Genomic DNA, 18312 nt, shown 5'->3' on the forward strand with positions numbered 1-18312 from the left:
GTCGATTCGAACCCAGGCTTAGGTAGCCCAGGCACGATCGCCTTTTTGATACGGCATATCACCGTCGTATCTGCCAGGAATACTTACATACCGCAGGGCTTTAGTCGCACCGACTTCTGATGTAAAGAAGCTGAACAACGTAAGCTGCTTCATTAACGTGAAGTAATGCGGAACTGGTCCTTTGTCTTCTATGCTTCTGTGGCTTGGACGCTGATGCACAGCCCAGCCCAGACCCACTTTGTTATCCTGTTCCTTGGCGGTAGTATCCAGCTTGGTCAGTAATTCGTGACGCTGCGTGGCAGACAGCAGCAAGAAAGGCTTCCCAAAGGCGGCTTTACTTTCCACATCAATGGCTTTCAGGCCCTGACGAAACTCAGCTTGTTCAGGCGGCGTATAGCAATCCGCAACCAAACCCACCATCGTTGCACCGACGTTGGCCGCTTTCGCACCCGGGCTGTCTGTGGCAGGAATGATAGTTTCACCAATTTCGTTTAACAGGCTGATGTCCTCTGCGGTAAAACCCGCATCTTTAGCACTGGTTGCTTCGGGAACTTTGTCCCAGGCAAAGGCATCGGCACCCACCATGGCTACCCCGGTGGCAGCCGTGATCAGTTTTAATATGTCACGACGTTCCATTACAGATTCCTCTTCTTCAGTTCTTCTACTGCGTAATTTGCTGCACGAGCCGTTAACGCCATATAAGTCAAAGATGGGTTTACACATGATGCAGAGGTCATACACGCACCATCAGTCATGAATACGTTTGGCGCATCCCAAACCTGGTTGAACTTGTTGGTAACCGACGTTTTAGGATCGCGGCCCATACGTGCACCACCCATTTCGTGAATACCCATACCCGGCGCATAATCACCTTCGTAGCCACGCACGTTTTTAAGACCAGCACGTTCAAACATTTCAACCGCGTCGTCTTTCATGTCTTTACGCATGGCGATTTCGTTTTCTTTGATCTCCACGTCCATTTCCAGAACCGGCAGACCCCATTTATCCTTCTTGTCTTTGTTCAGGAAAATGCGGTTATCGTGGTGTGGCAGCATTTCACCGAACGCGGTCATGCCTATACGCCAGCCACCCGGCTCAACGATCGCGTCTTTAAGACCAGCACCAATGCCCATCTCAGCAATATTGCGGTTCCAGCCATCACGGCTCGCGCTGCCCTGATAACCAAAGCCACGCAGGTAGTTACGCTTGTCGTCATGCCAGTTACGGAAACGTGGAATATAGAATCCAGATGGACGACGGCCGTAGTAATACTTGTCGTCGAAACCTTCCACTTCAGCACTTGCGCCAACGCGGAAGTGGTGGTCCATAATGTTGTGGCCCAGCTCACCGCTGCTGCTACCCAGACCACCGTCCCATACGTCAGTTGCTGAGTTCATCAGCATCCACACAGAGTTAAGGGCAGAGGCGTTCAGGAACACAATTTTGCTCTTAAACACATAAGTCTGGTTGGTTTCAGAATCCAGAATTTCTACGCCTGTCGCGCGCTTCTTGTCTTTGTCGTAAAGCACACGAGTTACAATAGAAAACGGACGCAGGGTCAGATTACCGGTTTTCATAGCCAGCGGCAGTGTAGACGACTGGGTACTGAAGTAACCACCAAACGGACAACCCAACCAGCACTTGTTACGGTACTGACAGTTAACCCGGTTTTGCTCCGGCTTAGGCTGCGTAATGTTTGCTGAACGGCCATGGATAAGATGACGTGTTCCGCCGAATGCTTTTTGCAAACGCTGAGCAACTTCTTTTTCCACTACGTTCAGCGGAATAGGCGGTAAATACTGGCCATCTGGCAATACGTCCAACCCATCGCGACTACCACTGATACCGGCAAAACGCTCCACATAATCGTACCAGGGCGAGATGTCTTCGTAACGAATCGGCCAATCTACCGCAATGCCTTCTTTGGCATTCGCCAGGAAGTCTTCTTCATTCAGACGGTAGCTTTGACGACCCCATAGCAGTGAACGACCACCTACGTGGTAACCGCGGTACCAGTCGAAACGTTTTTTCTCTACATAGGGAGAGTCCTGATGACTGGCCCACATGCCGTTGGTTGATTCATTCAACGGATAATCACGCTGAAGCACTGGTTCTTCCTGTTTGCGCTTCTGCGTAGGCAGATCGCGGTGCGGATAGTTCCAGGCTTCTTTGTGCGCGTTGGTATAATCCTTTATATGTTCAATATTGCGTCCACGCTCCAGCATCAGTACCTTGAGGCCTTTTTCGGTCAGCTCTTTTGCTGCCATGCCGCCACTGATACCTGAACCGACAACGATCGCATCGTATTCGTTATTCGCCATTACATCTCCCCTCTAATTCTGTGCCTAATAATCGACAGGGTAATTGCTATTTTTTAAACATCACAAATATCAATGGCCTGACGCAAAGATGCGATTTGGCCGCTGATATCAGACGGTGTGGGTATAAATTCTTGCGCCACATAGCCGGTAAAACCGGTAGCTACGATGGCTTTAATGATCGCCGGGTAATACAGCTCCTGGGTATCATCAATTTCGTGTCTGCCAGGAACGCCGGCAGTGTGATAGTGACCAAAGTAAGCGTGGTTATCCTGAATCGTCCGGATAATGTCACCCTCACTGATTTGCATGTGATAAATGTCGTACAACAGTTTAAAGTTCTCAGACCCCAGTCTGTCGCAGAGCGCAATACCCCATGCGGAATTATCGGCAAAGTAATCCGGGTGATTCACCTTGCTGTTAAACAATTCCATTTGCAGCACAACGCCGCGCTTTTCAGCGTGCCCTAACACTTGCTTCAGGCCTTTTTCAGCATGGATTAACCCTTCTTCCGGGGTTTTCCCACGCTTGTTACCGCTAAAACAAATTAGGTTCGTGTAACCGGCGTCCGCCACTTTGTCGATATGCGCGGTGTAGCGCGCAATCAAAGCTTCGTGGAACTGCGGGTCAGCCCAACCGTCAGTCAGGTTCAGCTCTGCACCATTGCACATTGAGCTGTCCACGCCATATTTTTTCAGCGTGGCCCAGTCTTCTGGCCCCACTAAATCAATGGCTTTAAAACCCAGAAGTTTGACGACCTGACACAGTTCCTCAATAGACAGCTTGCCGTAAGTCCAGCGACTCACGGAATGATTCACCGCCCCTTTCAGAGGACCACTCGGCTTAACATTGCCCAGTTGCGCCAGTGCATTGCCCGACAACGTTGCGCCGGTTACGCCCACCACCAGTTGCTTGAGCAAAGAGCGGCGGGATACATCATTGGCCAGCGAATCCGTTAGCTTAGTCATTGGCTTCTACCTTTTCGCCTTTAAACAGCAATACAAAAATCACCAGTACTGCCAGTGCAAACCCTGCCGGGAAGTACCAGATTGGCGCCCAGTCGTGACCTGCATCGGTAACATATGCATCAGTAACCTGACCGGCTACCCAGAAGCCCACCAGCATACCTACACCGTAAGTTGCCAGAGTAATCAGGCCTTGAGCCGCACTCTTGCATTGTTCAGTGGCTTTTGCGTTGGTATAGATTTGACCCGACACGAAGAAGAAGTCGTAACATATACCGTGCAGCGCAATACCTACGATAAGCAACATTACGCCACCGTCGGCATCGCCCAGTGCAAATAAAGCATAGCGCAGTACCCAGGCTGCCATGCCCAGCATTAACGTGAGCTTAATACCGAAGCGGTTCAGGAACACAGGCAGAGCCAGCATGAACAACACTTCAGAGACCTGACCCAGCGTCATTTTACCTGTTGCATTTTCTACACCGATTTCGGTTAAGAACGGGTTAGCATTCTGGTAGTAAAACGCCAACGGAATACAAATAAGTACGCTCGACAGGAAAAACACTAAGAAGTTTTTATCTTTCAGCAGAGACAGCGCATCAAGGCCTAACAACTCACCCAGGCCAGACGCTTCCTGACCTTTTGAGGCAGGCGGTGTGGCCGGTAGCGTGAAGCTGTAAACACCCAGCGCAGCAGACGCAATCGCACACAACATAAAGGTGTTACGCAGCATGCCATCGGCAATGGCTTGTTGTGAATCCCAGGAGAACACATAGCTAATTACCAGACCCGCGACAATCCAGCCAATCGTGCCCCATACACGGATTTTCCCGAATTCTTTGGTTGGGTCTTTCATTTGACCAAACGACACTGAGTTAACCAGCGCCAGAGTGGGCATGTAAGCAATCATGTAGCCCAGCACATAAGGGTAAAAACTTGCGAAGTCGCCCGACTGGTACATTAAATACATCAGCACGGCGCCCACTAAATGTAAAATACCCAGGATGCGTTCTGCGTTAAAAAAGCGGTCGGCAATTAAACCAATGATGAAAGGCGCTATGATAGCCCCCCATGACTGGGTTGAAAACGCCATACCAATTTCGCCGCCGCTTGCGCCGAGCGTGCCGCCCAGGAATGTCCCCAGTGTGACAAACCATCCACCCCAGATAAAAAACTGGAGAAACATCATTACGCTTAGCCGTATTGTTATTGTGTTCATAGGCTCACCGCCAATTCCTTCGTTATGGTTAGTGTTGTTATTCGTCTAATCCAAGAATGCGTCGATTGCGTGTATCGCTGCTTGTTGCGCCCGCAAAATCGTCAAATGCATGGGTTGCCCGCTGAATGATATGGCTGGCAATAAACGGCGCGCCTTCTGCTGCGCCCTGATTGGAGTCTTTCAGGCAGCATTCCCACTCGAGCACCGCCCAACCTTCAAACCCGTACTGCGTCAGTTTGCTGAAGATACCTTTGAAATCTACCTGACCATCACCCAGTGAACGGAAACGTCCCGGACGGTCTACCCAATCCTCGTAACCGCCGTACACACCGGAGCGACCCGTTGGGTTAAACTCGGCGTCTTTTACGTGGAACATCTTAATGCGGTCGTGGTAACGGTCGATGAAGTCCAGGTAATCCAGTTGTTGCAACACATAATGACTCGGGTCGAACAGAATGTTCGCACGTGGGTGGTTATCAACAGCATTCAGGAAACGCTCAAACGTTGCGCCGTCGTGAATATCTTCGCCCGGATGGATTTCGTAACACACATCCACGCCCGCTTCGTCGAAGGCATCCAAAATGGGTAACCAGCGATTCGCTAGCTCGGCAAAACCTTGTTCAACCAGACCGGCCGGACGCTGTGGCCACGGATAAACCAGGTGCCACATCAAAGCACCGGAGAAAGTAGCATGGGCTTTCAGGCCCAGGCGTTGACTGGCTTTAGCTGCGCATTTCAGTTGATTAATGGCCCACTCGGTACGTGCTTTGGGATTACCGTGTAAGTGCTCTGGCGCAAAGTTGTCGAACAGTTCATCGTAAGCAGGATGTACTGCCACTAACTGCCCTTGCAGGTGCGTAGAAAGCTCAGTGATTTCCACACCCGCTTTGCGGCATGTTTCCATGATTTCGTCACAGTATTCCTGACTTTCCGCAGCGCGTTCCAAATCAAAAATAGCCGGATCGCTGGTAGGCACCTGAATGCCTTTATAGCCCAGATCCGCTGCCCATGCTGCGATGGTATCCAAGCGGTTAAACGGCGCTTGATCACTTAAAAATTGTGCCAGGAATATCGCCGGGCCTTTAATTGCAGACATTGTTTACTCTCCTGCTTATGTATTCTTAACTGGCGCGCACAACGCACCGCGCTAACGAACCTATAGGGTTAGGGCCGTCCATTTTTGATCGCTGTTTTGGCTTTCCAGCATGGTGGCAATGAAGGCCATTCCACGTAAACCTTCTGCCAGACCCGGCACACCGTCTGCTGCGCCTTGCTGGCCACTGCGGATAGCCTGCGCAAACAAGGTGTACAGGTTGCCCATGGCTTCCAGATACCCTTCAGGGTGTCCAACCGGAATGCGACAGCGTTTCAAGGCTTCTTCACATAACCCTGGCTGCCCCTGGCCACCACGTAAAATAGTCATTGGCTTATCAAGCGAGCGAACAATCAGTGAGTCCGGACGCATCTGGAACCACTCCAGGCCGCCTTTGTCGCCGTAAACGCGAATCTTCAGGCCGTTTTCCTCGCCTGCTGCAACCTGGCTGGCAATGAGTACGCCCGACGCGTTGTTGTCGAATTTAAGGAACGCGGCACCGTCGTCATCGAGACGACGACCTGGAATATGCGTGTGTAAATCAGCACACAGGTGGGTCACTTTGCTACCGGTAACAAACTCGGCCATATTAAATGCGTGGGTGCCGATATCGCCCATACAACCACTGCCGCCAGACTGGGCAGGGTCGGTACGCCAACTGGCTTGTTTGTTGTCGTCCGCTTCCAAATTATTACTTAGCCAGCCTTGCGGGTACTCCACATAGACCTTGCGAATGGTGCCAAGCTCGCCGGTAGCAACCAGATGACGGGCTTGCCACACCATAGGATAGCCAATATAGGTATGCGCTAAGCCCAGCAGTGCACCTGAGTCTGCCAGCACTGATTCAAGGGATTGCGCTTCTTCTAAATTGATTGCCAGCGGCTTTTCGCAGAACACGTTAAAACCGGCTTCCAGTGCGGCTTTGGTAACAGGTACATGCAAATGGTTTGGAGTAACGACGGCAATAGCCTGTACGCGTTGCTCTTCAGGCAACTTAAGTTCGCCTTCGATAAGGGCTTCCCAACTGCTGTACGCGCGATCTTCGGAAATACACAGCTGATTCGCTGTCGCCAGATTATTCTCAGGATTACGGCTAAACGCGCCAGCCACCAAATCATACTGCCCATCTAACCCGGCTGCAGCTCGGTGCACCGCACCAATGAAGGCGCCTTGACCGCCGCCTACCATACCAAGTCGAATTTTCTGCATGTTTGCTCCTATCTTAGCCAGGCTCGTCTACAGGTGTGTAAGCGTTGAGTGAACGGGTTTCAGAATGCTTGGAATAACCCTACTCACAACAGCATTTCACTTTACACCACATGTGTCCAAGATGTTAATTTTGTAAAAATGTAACGGATTACATTCGAGTATATCAAGATCGCATGCCTGATCCAGTCTTAATTTACTTAATTTTTTAACAAATAGTCGAATAAGAACCGACAAAATGCGCGATAAATGCCCCGAAATACGGTTTTTTACAGAATTTGTCTTTGCATTCTTTTAACAATTAGAGTAAAAGATGTTATCGGTTACATTTACACAAAATAAAGTAAAGAACAGTTGTAGGAGAAGAGGTTGTCAACGATTCGTGAAGTAGCAGACATGGCAGGCGTCTCTGTGGCAACCGTGTCACGTACGCTGCAGCAACCTGATCGCGTCTCTCCTAAAACCCGCGTTCGCGTGCAGGAAGCCATTGATCACCTGGGCTACAAACCTAACCTGATGGCAGTGAAATTCCGTTCAGGTAAAACCCAGGTATTGGTAGCACTCGTGCCTACTGTTGCCAACGTGTTCTTTGCTCGAGTAATAAAAGGCATGCAGGAAGCAGCAGCCTCTCAGGGGTACTCACTACTGCTAATGAATACCATGGGCGACGACGACATCGAGCGAAACTGCGCCAAGCTCGTCGACACCTCCCAGGCAGATGGCGTGATCCAGTTACGCGCCTTTAACCCGTTTGCACCCGACCAGTTCCAGTCTGAAGCGTTATTACCTATGGTCAATGCATGTGAAATTGTCGACGGTGCGCGCTTCCCAACCGTCACGCTGGACAACCGCGCTGCGGCGAAAGCCATGACCGAACATCTGATTTCGCTGGGACATCGCCGCATAGCCATGGTGAAAGGTCCGCAATCCAGTCCGCTTACCCGCGATCGTTTAGCGGGATACGAAGATGCCCTCAAAGCTGCCGGCCTCAGTATCGATGATTCGCTACTGTGCGCCGGTGACTTTACGCTATCGTCGGGTTACCGGGCGGCTACGACGCTGCTGAGTTTACCCAAACGCCCAACGGCCATTTTTTGTGAAAACGACGAAATGGCCATGGGAGCGATGCGTAAAGTACGCGAAGCCGGCTTGTCTATTCCTGAAGATATCTCTATTGCTGGTTTCGACAACATTGCCTTTTCGGCTTATGCCGAACCACCGCTGACCACCATTGCACAGCCCGCTGAAGAATTCGGCGAGACCGCCGTCAATGTACTAATCGACGTGCTGAACGGCAAAACCAAGCACGCCTTGAAGGTGATATTGCCTTTTGAACTGATCACCCGACAAAGCACTGGCCCAGCGCCAGATTCAGCTAACCCATAATAAGGAACGTAACCATGTCTAAACTAACGCTAAATCGCCGCCGTTTCCTGCAAGTCAGTGCAACCGGTATGGGGGCGTTGCTGGGTGCCGCAGCATGTAAACCGGCAGCCACCGTTGCATCGTCTTCTGCACCTGCTTTACCTGTAGGTTTGCAGCTTTACACACTTCGCAGCATGATGGAAAAAAGCGTAGCTGAGACGCTGGCGTTGGTGGCTGAAGTGGGCTATAAAGAAGTGGAACTGGCCGGCTTGTTTGGCAACACTCCACAACAGTTTGCCGATTTGCTGAAGTCGAACGGCTTAACCAGCCCCTCTACTCATGTTATGCCGCACCTGCTCAGAGCAGACTTGGAAGCACACCTGGATGCCGCCGACGCATTAGGCCACAAATACATTGTGGTGCCTTATTTAATGCCGGAAGACCGCAAGAGTATTGAAGACTACTACAGCCTGATTGATGAAATGAACGTGTGGGGCGAGAAATGTAAGCAACGTGGTATTCAGTTGGCTTACCACAATCACGACTTTGAATTCCAAGAACTGGATGGTCAATTGCCTTATGACCTTATTCTTGAGCGCTGTGACAGTGAGTTACTCGCTATGGAGTTAGACCTGTACTGGACTGTGAAAGCGGGTTTTGATCCGGTTGAATTGTTCAAGCGCCAGCCTGGCCGCTTCAAAATGTGGCATGTGAAAGATCTTGCTCAAGACGGCAGTTTCGCCGACGTGGGCAAAGGCACCATTGACTTCGCCACTATCTTCGCAAATGGCGAACTGGCGGGTATTGAGCACAAGTTCGTGGAGCGCGACCAAACAGACGATCTGGTTCGTACTATCAGTCAGGGCTTCTCGGCGGTTACTACACTGCAAAGCAAGTAGCACTAAGCTATATAGCAAAACCGACGGTACGTATTACGGCCGTCGGTTTTTTTATTCTTCGAAATTTTTGCGGACACTACATCATTTTAAATGTGAAAAGATTATGTAAGCCCGTCATCGGTTGTCTGCGTCCGTCTTTCATAGGCGGCTGATATTCCCAGCCTTCTAGCGCTTCGATCGACGCCTCTTCAAACAGCCCTTTAGGGCTGGCGTCAACCACTTTAATATCTACGGGTTTGCCACTTTCATCGACGTTGTACTGTAATAGTACCCAGCCGTTTTGCAAGATAATGCTTGAAGATGTTTTGGTTATCGCTGCATCGGGATATTCTGGATTTTTGTATTTCAGTAGTGTTGGCTCGGGTGTCATTACCGGGACTGAGGGAGTGGGTCTTGGCGCTGGGCGCGCAACCGTTGTCACCGAGCAGGCGGTGATTAATGTCAGTAAACAAGCAACTAACAGGTATTTCATGGTGTCTTCCTTGAGTATTTTTATTGTTCAAAAAACACTCTAGCAGACGCTATAAAATTCGAAAAGACTTTTTAGAGAAGCCAAAATAAAGCAGGGTGCAAAACACCCTGCCCGCCATTATTATTGTGTCAGAAAACGCCTGATCACATAGTGCAGAATGCCGCCGTGCTGATAGTAGGTAAACTCATTACCGGTATCAATACGGACCTGCAACTCTACATCCCGGTGGTTGCCGTTATCATCGGTGATGGTCATGGTGGTCGTCTTTTGACCTGCACTAACCGGCGCAATAGAGAAGCTTTCGTTGCCGCTAATGTTCAGTGAATCTGCGCTGTCTCCTTCATTAAACTGCAACGGCAAAATTCCCATACCAATTAGATTTGAACGGTGAATTCGCTCAAAACTCTCGGCAATGACTGCGCGTACGCCCATGAGAGCTGGCCCTTTTGCCGCCCAGTCGCGACTGGAGCCTGTACCATATTCTTTGCCCCCGATCACAATCGCCGGTGTTCCCTCTTCCTTGTAACGCATTGCCGCGTCGTAAATCGACATGGCATCGCCTGAAGGAAAGTGAGTGGTTGCACTGCCGGTGGTACCAGGCGCCAATTGGTTCTTTAACCGCACATTGGCGAACGTACCGCGCATCATTACCTCATGGTTACCCCGACGAGAACCATAGGAGTTAAAGTCGGCCGGGCTAACACCGAGAGATTGCAGATATTGGCCAGCCGGGCTATCCGGCGCAATAGAGCCCGCCGGCGAAATATGGTCAGTGGTAATGGAGTCGCCCACTTTCACCAGACAACGTGCGGCATCGATTGCCCCCACTTCATCAGGTTCGGCAGACATGGATTCAAAAAATGGCGGATGCTTGATATAGGTAGACTCAGGCCAGTCATAAACGGCCGTGTCACTGGTGTCCAAATCAGTCCAAACACTGCTGCCCGTGAACACATCAGCATATTTGGCCTTAAATATCTCTCCGGACACGTGCTCAGCAATATAATCCGCAATTTCTTCGCTGCTCGGCCACAGGTCTTTCAAATACACCGGATTACCGTCTTTATCCTGACCCAGAGGCGCCTTGGTGATATCGATTTTCATGTTGCCAGCCAGCGCATAGGCAACCACCAATGGCGGAGACGCCAGGTAGTTAGCAGCGACTTCAGGGTGTATACGGCCTTCAAAATTGCGGTTACCCGACAGCACCGAGGTAACCGAGAGCTTCGCGCCTTGAATGGCTTTTTCAATGGGTTCAGGCAGTGGACCAGAATTACCGATACAGGTTGTACAGCCGTATCCAACCAGGTTGAATCCAAGCGCTTCCAAATGCGGCATTAGGCCTGCGTCGTCCAGATACTGGGTTACGACCTGAGACCCGGGAGCCAAAGATGTTTTCACCCAGGGTTTACGGGTTAACCCCAGCTCGTTGGCTTTTTTCGCCAGCAGCCCTGCACCAATCAATACCGACGGGTTTGAGGTGTTGGTACAACTTGTAATTGCTGCAATGACCACTGCCCCGTCTTCAAGATTGAATGACTCACCGTCAAATTCCACATAGGATGCATGGTTCTCGTCAACGACTGGCGCTGCGCCCCCCTCAGCGACAAACTCGTTTGCCTGAGTCACATCAGTGATGTCAATTTGCTCTGACAACCAACGTTCGTAGGCACTGGCGGCTTGCGCTAATGCAATGCGGTCCTGCGGCCGTTTAGGGCCCGCAACCGAGGGCACCACATCGCCTAAATCCAGTTCCAGGGTTTCATGGTAAGTAGCATCTTTACTGGTGTCGTCATGCCACAAGCCGGCATGTTTGGCGTATGCCTCTACCAGTTTGATTTGCTGCTCATCACGTCCGGTAAGTTGAAGATAATTTAAGGCAACCTGATCTAAGGGAAAAATCCCGCAGGTCGCGCCGTATTCAGGCGCCATGTTAGCTATGGTGGCTCGGTCGGCGGTTGTGAGAGACGACAAACCGGGGCCGTAGAATTCTACAAACTTGCCCACTACGCCGTGGTTGCGAAGTTGTTCAGTAATGGTAAGAACCATATCGGTGGCTGTCACGCCGGGTTTAAGGCTACCCGTTAATCTGAAACCCACGACTTCCGGTAACAGCATAGTAACCGGTTGCCCTAACATTGCAGCTTCAGCCTCTATGCCTCCGACACCCCAGCCCAATACACCTAAGCCGTTGATCATAGTGGTGTGCGAGTCAGTGCCTACCAGAGTATCCGGATAGACCACGGTTTCCTGCCCTTGCTCGTTGGCAAATACGCATCGCGCCAGGTATTCCAGGTTTACCTGATGGACGATCCCCCGCCCCGGCGGCACTACCTTAAAGTTATCGAATGACGACTGGCCCCATTTTAAAAACTGGTAGCGTTCTTTGTTGCGCTGTACTTCAATGGCAGTGTTTTTCTCCAGCGCATCCGGTTGTGCAAAGTGGTCCACCATCACAGAATGGTCAATAACCAATTCAACCGGATTGAGCGGATTAATGGCCTGAGCATCACCGCCAAGTCGATTTACTGCGTCGCGCATTGCAGCCAAATCAACAATGGCAGGCACGCCAGTGAAATCCTGCAGAATGACTCTGGCTGGCACAAACGCGATTTCATGCTCTACTGGCTTTGCGGTGTCCCAAGTTGCTACCGTTTCAATATCATTGGCGGTAACAAACTCACTGTCTTCGTGCCGCAGTAGGTTCTCTAATAAAATTTTTATACAAAAAGGCAGGCGTGATAAGTCGTAACGTTCAGACAGCGCATTTAAATTCACTGCGCGATATTGATGGTCACCCACCGTTAACGATGAAAACGATTGGTATTGTGTCATGTTGCTGCATCCTTATATTGGCACATGCTGATTGCAGACCGCTTCCAACAACCCGGTCCTGTCTGCGGTACTAACCTGGCAGAGTGCAAAAAGCCGTGCATGAATGAAATTTCACACTATTCCTACGTACCGAGTACGGGAAAAAGTTCACTTCTCATCGTGACATTACGCCGTATAGACGCTGCCAAATGATTAATGAATTGTTAATAAATATCGTGCATTCGGTAACGCCCTTCGGTATGCTCATGGAATAATTATAAGACGTCAGCAACAAGCAACAGTTCGTCCAATAGGTCAAATACCCGTTGGATTGACACCCTGATTGCCTGAAGACGGAGAACAACATGCACCCTCTTATTGAGAAATTAAGGCTGGAACCGCACCCGGAAGGTGGGTATTACCGGCAGATTTATCGCTCAACAACGGAAGTTAAATCACCTAAACATGGACTGGCTCGGCCAGCGGTGACACATATTTACTTTTTGTTGTTAAAGGGTCAGGTGAGCCGTTTTCACCGGGTTTTGCACGACGAAATCTGGAATCATTACAGCGGCGCCCCTTTAACGCTTTATCAGTTGCATCAACAGCAACTTCACGAGAAGCGCATTGGCGGCGAAGATAATGATATGGCTGCAATAGTGCCTGGCGGGCATTTCCAGGCAGCAGAAACTACCGGTGATTACTCTCTGGTAGGGTGTTCTGTTGCCCCAGGCTTTGATTTTGCTGACTTCAGCTTTATTGATGAGCCTAGTCTGCGTCAATGGATAGAACTGGCGCACCCGCACCTGAACAAGTTTCTATAAGCGGCCCCCTCACCAGCGCGAGGACTGTGGCCGCTTCTTTTCCATATCTGCTTTTTTTAAACACTAGTACAGCCAAGCATAACTAAACTTCATGAACACCGATTTGTTCGTTGTTGTTAGCCCGGTTAGCGGGTTCTCCTCTATGGCAGCACTTGATACGCCAACAAAAAAGCGCGTAAGCGGATTGAGCTTGTAGGAATACAACAGTTGCCCGCCCAGTGTGCGGGTAACCGGCTTCACATCAAACTGGTAGTTGTCCTGGTTGCGGTGAGTATTGTTATAAATGCCAATTAGCCTGACAAACTGCCGGGCATCAAGTTGATAAGTCAAACGCAAGTCGGAAATACGCGCCGTAAACAATGAAGCACTGGCCACGTCCAGATTACTGTAGAGCTGGGTAAAACGCAGTTGGGTGTGCTTACCCAGATTCACATCAACCATAGACTCAACGAACAGTTGTTTGCCTAACCGGTTATTTGCAAAATCAATCTGGTCACCTTTGCGAACAAACGTACTCACAAATAATGTCGGATTTGGCCGGGTTTCGGCATACACACTCACCGATTGCTCATCAAACCGGTCGGTGTTACCGGTTACTGCCAGGGTAGATGGATCATGACGCAACCCAACCCGCTCGCGCCTGACGGTGCCCAGTTCAAGGAAGGACTGCCACATACCCCGAATGCTCACATACGCTTCCAGCTCACGTTCGAGTACTTCACCGTTGTCATTGTGAGTTAGGTCCCAGTCACCATTGAGCCTGATGCGATTCCACCAGCTATTTTCGTTCCACCAAAAATAACCACCACCCACGACGGTTTTGTTGTAATCAGCTTTGGTCTCAAACCCTAAATCAGCGCGAAAACCGGCGTCGTTTTCGTAACGGTCGGCGCGGAAAAACCAATCCTGCTCTTCATGGCGGTAGTTAACCCGCCAGGCAGTGCCGCTAAATGCCTCTGTTTGTCGTGTGCGGATAGCCGTTTCCGACAAGTCGTCGGCTTCACTGCAATCATTTCCGCAAAAGTTGGTATACAGGTTTTCCGGATACTGGGTATTCGACACTACATACTGAGCTCGCAGGGTATCCTGCTGTGTTAACCGGTATTTTACGTCCAGGCCATTTACAAAGTTATGGTAGTCGCCAGCTTGCCTGAACGTCGTAACCGAACCAATGGATAAATCATTGTCGTAGTCGAACCGATAGCGCAGCGCACCGTTTAACGACTCGTCTTCCAGTACCGCTATGCCTGAACCCAGGTTGCCCGGCACAATAAATGTGGTATTGGCGTCATCAGCCATAAAAACGCCGAAGGTGTGACGCTCTTTCTGACCGGTGAGTTTTAACCCATAATCAGGAGATCCAATATTCCGGGTGTATACCAGGCGTTGATTCGACGAAAAGTAATCGGCGTTTTCAACGAAAAACGGGCGTCGCTCGTCAAAAAACAGGGCAAACGTGTTGTTAATGTTTACCTGTGCATCGTCTGCTTCTACCTGCGAGAAGTCGGGGTTCAACGTTGCCTGCAACGACATTTCCGGCGTAATCCCCCATTTCACATCCAGCCCCGGTTCTACTACTTCGATGTCGTCCCATTCATTCGACGAAAAAGGGTCGCGACTTCGACCTTTCCCCAGCACCAGTGTGGGCACTAACGCCAGGTTTTTACCCTGCGTAGCTTGCTCGAAGCCTTTTACATCACCGAGCTGGCAAAGCGTACAGGCATCATTGCGGTCCCAGGGAATATTGGCAATTCTCAAACGCTCTTCACGCGGGTAGAAGCGAATAAATTCAGCCCCCCACAATTTGGTACGCTCGCCTTCTTCAAAATTCATAATACGCAGAGGAATAGCCACTTCCACAATGTAGCCGTTGTCGTTTATGACCCCTGCAGACTCCCAAATGGCATTCCAGCTATCGCTTTCATTACCGGTCATCTCGTTTTGAATGGCGTCTGCCTGCACGCCCAGGGGATTTATAAAGAACTGGTATGCCAATCTGCCGTTATTAAAAGTATCCAGTTTTATGCCAACCAGGTCGTCGCTCCACACTTTATCGCGGTCGCGAAAGAATGCGCGGATCTGCTCCGGGTCAGGGTCTTCAGCAATAAAAGCAACGTGCAGTGTTTCGCCGTCTTCGAATAGCTTTACCTGTGTAGAAACGGGAGGCTTTGTATTGTTGTAAGGGCGGGTAACGTAGTCCAATGAGATCGCCCTGGCTTGTTGCCACTGAGGCTCATTCAGATTACCGTCTATGGTCACCGCACCTTCAAGAAACGGAATTTGGGTAACCGGTTGCTGTTCAGACTCGCTGATCAATACATCATTGGCCAGCGCCGGACTCAGGCATAGGGCAGCCAGCAACAGCCAGCCTGTACATCGCAATATCATAGTTGTGTCTACTGTCTTCATTCCGCGGGCGACTATGCCACAAGGCCGCTAAATTCCTATGTAATGTCGATAGAGTTTAGAAGACACACGGTGAATTGTTAAAATTATTAACAATTCGTTACATTCCGCAGGTTAATTCACCAGACCGCGGGCGCTGTTGCTGAGAAAAATAATGCGCTGTCAGCTTTGCTAAATGCGCCAACGACGCCTGATGAACCGGGGCTTTCTGATGAGCTTCAGGGGAATTGAAACGACCCATGCCGGCCAGAATGCAGTACCAGGAAGGGCGCAGGTAGACGAGTTCTGAATCCAGGTGATCCAACGCGGTTTCAAAACAGGCGCCGCTATCCCATTTATCCAGTAAATACTGTAGGTTTTCGGGCACACACATTTCATGACGACACGCCTGCCAATAGGCAGAATCGGTGCGGGTATTGAGGTAATAATGCGCGGCAATGTAATCGCGAATACCGTCGAACATACGGTTCATTTCGCGGTTGTAGGCTTGTTGCGCACTCGCTAATGGCTTCGCAGAATCAACGCCGTCCACCAATTGGTAAAGTGCATATTGCACCAGCATAAGCGCGGTGGCTTCCAAGGGTTCAATAAACCCTTGAGCTAACCCAATGGCAACACAGTTACCTTGCCAGTGCTCATCTAATCGTCCAACCTGCATTTTCAGGTGGCGAGCGGGCACCAAGTCATCGACATTCAACGCCTTGCGCAACGCCCCTTCGGCTTCATCTGCTGAACAGAAATCAGAACTGTACACGTAACCGTTACCGATTCTGGATGTCAGCGGAATTTGCCACATCCAGCCGTTATCCATGCCCACTGATCGGGTTTGCGGCGCAATAGGCTCATTACTATTGTGTTGTGTTGGTAACGCCACGGCGGCATCGTTAAACAAGGTTTCGCGATAGCTTCTAAACGGCGCATTCAGGGCTTTTTTCATCAGCAAGCCAACAAACCCCGAACAATCCACGTATAAATCCGCGCTCAGCGTTTCCCCCTGCTCCATGCGCAAACCACGGATATTGCCTTCTTCCGTATAAACCTCTGCGACTTTTCCTTCCTTGTGCTGCACACCAAGTTGCGTAGAAAACGACTTCAGACTCAGGGCCAATTTGCTGGCATCGAAATGGTAGGCGTAGTCGATATCGCCGGGCAATTTGGTGCTTTGCGGCGTAACCCGTTTACGTACCATTTCAGCAGCACAGAAATAGTGTTCAGGTTTTACATCGGCATTGCCCCGGCTGCTGCGCAACGTCTGGCAACTATCAAAAAACAGTTCGCCGGTTTGCTGATCAAGTGGTGTGAAAAACGGATGGAAATACTGAGAAAAACGCTGGCTGTTCGTCCAGTTGGCGAACTCGATGCCGGTTTTATAGGTGGCGTCGCAGTGGGGCATCCAGTCTTGCTCCTGCCAACCAAGATCGGTGAAGAACTGCTTGAGAAATGGCGTAGAGCCTTCGCCTACCCCAACGGTACCAATTTGCGAAGATTCTATTAGGGTAATGTGGCTTTTTGCCCCCCATTGTTTAGCCAAATACGCAGCGCACATCCAGCCTGCGGTACCGCCGCCCACAATTATGACTGATGCCGGATGTGTTTGCTTCATGACTAAGACCGGTTAGTGGATTCTCGAACCACCAGTTCAGGCACAAACACATGCGCCGGAATAGGCTGTTTGTCGTTGCCCAGTTTACGGGCTTTCAACGACTGGATCAGAGTGGACGTCGCACGTTGCGCAATCTGGTCCGTTGGCTGTGAGGCCGTCGTCAATGGCGGAAAGGTCTGCCGCGAGAACGGGCTGTTCTCGAATCCGGCAATCGCCAGCGTTGCGGGCACATCCACCCCTCGCATACGCGCACCAAATAAGGCCCCCGCCGCAATCTCATCGTTACAGGCAAATACCGCTGTCGGAATGTGGGGTAACGTAAGCAGCTTTTCGATACTTTCCACCCCGGTCCCAAATGAATAGGTCCCTTCTATGACAAATTCGGGATGCTGAGGAAGATCATGGGCAGCAAGTGCGGCAGCAAAGCCTTTCTGACGTTCTATGGTCGAGTTGTGCTGCTTTTCACCGGCAATAAAGCCAATGTCACGATGACCCTGCTGAATAAGGTGCTCAGTAATTTGGTAAGCCGCCTGATAGTCGTTTACCAGAACACAAGGCGGACCGTTCTCCAGCGCTTCACTGCCCGACAGAATGCGTACATAACGCACGCCTTTTTCGTCGAGGGCAGACAGCACTTCAGGCATTTCTGATAACGGCGGCGATAAGATCAGCCCGGCTAATCTGGCGCTATCCACCATGCCGAGGATTTCCTGAATGATATCGCGGCTGCTGGCATCACAAGGGTGAATGAGCAATTCGTACCCGTTCGCCCGGCACTCATTCAAAATCCCTTTTTGCATATCGATGATGTAATATGCATTCGGGTTGTCGTACACGTAACCGAGCACAAAATTATCGCGTCCGGCTAAATCCCGGGCCGCCTTGTTGGGTTTGTAATTGAGCTCATCAATGGCGGCCTGCACCTTGGCCAGCGTATCAGGTTTTACGGTTCCCTCGTTGTTGATAACACGGGAAACGGTTTTGATAGATACACCAGCATGTTCGGCAACACTTTTAATTGTGGCAGACATCACGCCTCCAGATTAAATTTTAGCCAAAAATAATTCTTTTAAATTCACTAAGTTGCAACAAATTTAAAAACTATTTTTAATTTTTGTGTTTGCAAAC

14 protein-coding genes are annotated in these 18312 nt (G+C 50.3%); 3 read left to right on the forward strand and 11 right to left on the reverse strand.

Going from position 1 to position 18312, the window contains the following annotated elements:
- Positions 1-18: 18 nt before the first annotated feature.
- Genes BUB81_RS00580 through BUB81_RS00605 form a run of 6 tightly spaced genes read right to left on the reverse strand, consistent with a single transcriptional unit; the run spans position 19 to position 6804 of the window.
- On the reverse strand, positions 19-636 hold the full coding sequence (locus tag BUB81_RS00580) for a gluconate 2-dehydrogenase subunit 3 family protein (protein ID WP_073316763.1): 618 nt from the start codon (positions 634-636) through the stop codon (positions 19-21).
- Complete coding sequence (locus tag BUB81_RS00585) at positions 636-2321, reverse strand: GMC oxidoreductase (protein ID WP_073316765.1); 1686 nt, start codon at positions 2319-2321, stop codon at positions 636-638. Before BUB81_RS00585 ends, BUB81_RS00580 begins: the two co-directional genes overlap by 1 nt.
- A 53-nt stretch (positions 2322-2374) precedes the next feature.
- A complete protein-coding gene (locus BUB81_RS00590; RefSeq protein WP_073316767.1) occupies positions 2375-3286 on the reverse strand; it encodes a hydroxypyruvate isomerase family protein in 912 nt (303 codons plus the stop codon).
- Entirely contained in the window at positions 3279-4502 is a 1224-nt protein-coding gene (locus BUB81_RS00595) for a nucleoside permease (protein ID WP_073316769.1), read from the reverse strand. Before BUB81_RS00595 ends, BUB81_RS00590 begins: the two co-directional genes overlap by 8 nt.
- A 37-nt stretch (positions 4503-4539) precedes the next feature.
- Entirely contained in the window at positions 4540-5598 is a 1059-nt protein-coding gene (locus BUB81_RS00600; protein WP_073316771.1) for a sugar phosphate isomerase/epimerase family protein, read from the reverse strand.
- A 60-nt stretch (positions 5599-5658) separates the two neighbouring features.
- Positions 5659-6804 (reverse strand): Gfo/Idh/MocA family protein, encoded by a 1146-nt coding sequence (locus BUB81_RS00605; RefSeq protein WP_073316773.1) that lies wholly within the window; start codon positions 6802-6804, stop codon positions 5659-5661.
- Between the two features lie 366 nt (positions 6805-7170).
- On the opposite strand from BUB81_RS00605, the gene BUB81_RS00610 reads away from it, so the two are divergent.
- Both BUB81_RS00610 and BUB81_RS00615 read left to right on the forward strand, forming a co-directional pair.
- Positions 7171-8187 carry a LacI family DNA-binding transcriptional regulator gene (locus BUB81_RS00610; protein WP_073316775.1) on the forward strand — a complete coding sequence of 339 codons (1017 nt, stop codon included), beginning with the start codon at positions 7171-7173 and terminating at the stop codon, positions 8185-8187.
- Positions 8188-8201: 14 nt separating this feature from the next.
- Complete coding sequence (locus BUB81_RS00615; protein WP_073316777.1) at positions 8202-9065, forward strand: sugar phosphate isomerase/epimerase family protein; 864 nt, start codon at positions 8202-8204, stop codon at positions 9063-9065.
- A gap of 76 nt (positions 9066-9141) precedes the next feature.
- Here the strand turns inward: BUB81_RS00615 and BUB81_RS00620 are convergent, their stop codons facing one another.
- Both BUB81_RS00620 and acnA read right to left on the reverse strand, forming a co-directional pair.
- On the reverse strand, positions 9142-9537 hold the full coding sequence (locus tag BUB81_RS00620) for an energy transducer TonB (protein WP_073316779.1): 396 nt from the start codon (positions 9535-9537) through the stop codon (positions 9142-9144).
- Between the two features lie 120 nt (positions 9538-9657).
- A complete protein-coding gene (acnA, locus tag BUB81_RS00625) occupies positions 9658-12372 on the reverse strand; it encodes an aconitate hydratase AcnA (RefSeq protein WP_073316781.1) in 2715 nt (904 codons plus the stop codon).
- A 344-nt stretch (positions 12373-12716) separates the two neighbouring features.
- On the opposite strand from acnA, the gene BUB81_RS00630 reads away from it, so the two are divergent.
- On the forward strand, positions 12717-13175 hold the full coding sequence (locus BUB81_RS00630) for a cupin domain-containing protein (protein ID WP_073316783.1): 459 nt from the start codon (positions 12717-12719) through the stop codon (positions 13173-13175).
- A gap of 63 nt (positions 13176-13238) precedes the next feature.
- Here BUB81_RS00630 and BUB81_RS00635 read toward each other — a convergent pair whose 3' ends face one another.
- The 3 genes from BUB81_RS00635 to BUB81_RS00645 all read right to left on the reverse strand — a co-directional run bounded on the left by BUB81_RS00635 (position 13239) and on the right by BUB81_RS00645 (position 18215).
- Positions 13239-15563, reverse strand: coding sequence for a carbohydrate binding family 9 domain-containing protein (locus BUB81_RS00635; RefSeq protein WP_073318560.1), 2325 nt, complete (start codon positions 15561-15563; stop codon positions 13239-13241).
- A gap of 118 nt (positions 15564-15681) precedes the next feature.
- Positions 15682-17184 carry a tryptophan halogenase family protein gene (locus tag BUB81_RS00640; RefSeq protein ID WP_073316785.1) on the reverse strand — a complete coding sequence of 501 codons (1503 nt, stop codon included), beginning with the start codon at positions 17182-17184 and terminating at the stop codon, positions 15682-15684.
- A 2-nt stretch (positions 17185-17186) separates the two neighbouring features.
- The gene (locus tag BUB81_RS00645; RefSeq protein ID WP_073316787.1) at positions 17187-18215 is read right to left on the reverse strand and encodes a LacI family DNA-binding transcriptional regulator; all 1029 of its coding nucleotides are present in this window, start codon (positions 18213-18215) and stop codon (positions 17187-17189) included.
- Positions 18216-18312 lie beyond the last annotated feature (97 nt).

It is taken from the genome of Marisediminitalea aggregata, from assembly GCF_900129565.1.
Lineage (GTDB): Bacteria > Pseudomonadota > Gammaproteobacteria > Enterobacterales > Alteromonadaceae > Alteromonas > Alteromonas aggregata.

Bases quoted from the DNA above. Each gene is read 5' to 3' on its own strand.
- BUB81_RS00595 (WP_073316769.1), bottom strand. From the start codon at position 4,502: ATGAACACAATAACAATACGGCTAAGCGTAATGATGTTTCTCCAGTTT.
- BUB81_RS00580 (WP_073316763.1), bottom strand. From the start codon at position 636: ATGGAACGTCGTGACATATTAAAACTGATCACGGCTGCCACCGGGGTA.
- BUB81_RS00585 (WP_073316765.1), bottom strand. From the start codon at position 2,321: ATGGCGAATAACGAATACGATGCGATCGTTGTCGGTTCAGGTATCAGT.
- acnA (WP_073316781.1), bottom strand. From the start codon at position 12,372: ATGACACAATACCAATCGTTTTCATCGTTAACGGTGGGTGACCATCAA.
- BUB81_RS00630 (WP_073316783.1), top strand. From the start codon at position 12,717: ATGCACCCTCTTATTGAGAAATTAAGGCTGGAACCGCACCCGGAAGGT.
- BUB81_RS00605 (WP_073316773.1), bottom strand. From the start codon at position 6,804: ATGCAGAAAATTCGACTTGGTATGGTAGGCGGCGGTCAAGGCGCCTTC.
- BUB81_RS00600 (WP_073316771.1), bottom strand. From the start codon at position 5,598: ATGTCTGCAATTAAAGGCCCGGCGATATTCCTGGCACAATTTTTAAGT.
- BUB81_RS00635 (WP_073318560.1), bottom strand. From the start codon at position 15,563: ATGATATTGCGATGTACAGGCTGGCTGTTGCTGGCTGCCCTATGCCTG.
- BUB81_RS00620 (WP_073316779.1), bottom strand. From the start codon at position 9,537: ATGAAATACCTGTTAGTTGCTTGTTTACTGACATTAATCACCGCCTGC.
- BUB81_RS00645 (WP_073316787.1), bottom strand. From the start codon at position 18,215: ATGTCTGCCACAATTAAAAGTGTTGCCGAACATGCTGGTGTATCTATC.
- BUB81_RS00640 (WP_073316785.1), bottom strand. From the start codon at position 17,184: ATGAAGCAAACACATCCGGCATCAGTCATAATTGTGGGCGGCGGTACC.
- BUB81_RS00615 (WP_073316777.1), top strand. From the start codon at position 8,202: ATGTCTAAACTAACGCTAAATCGCCGCCGTTTCCTGCAAGTCAGTGCA.
- BUB81_RS00590 (WP_073316767.1), bottom strand. From the start codon at position 3,286: ATGACTAAGCTAACGGATTCGCTGGCCAATGATGTATCCCGCCGCTCT.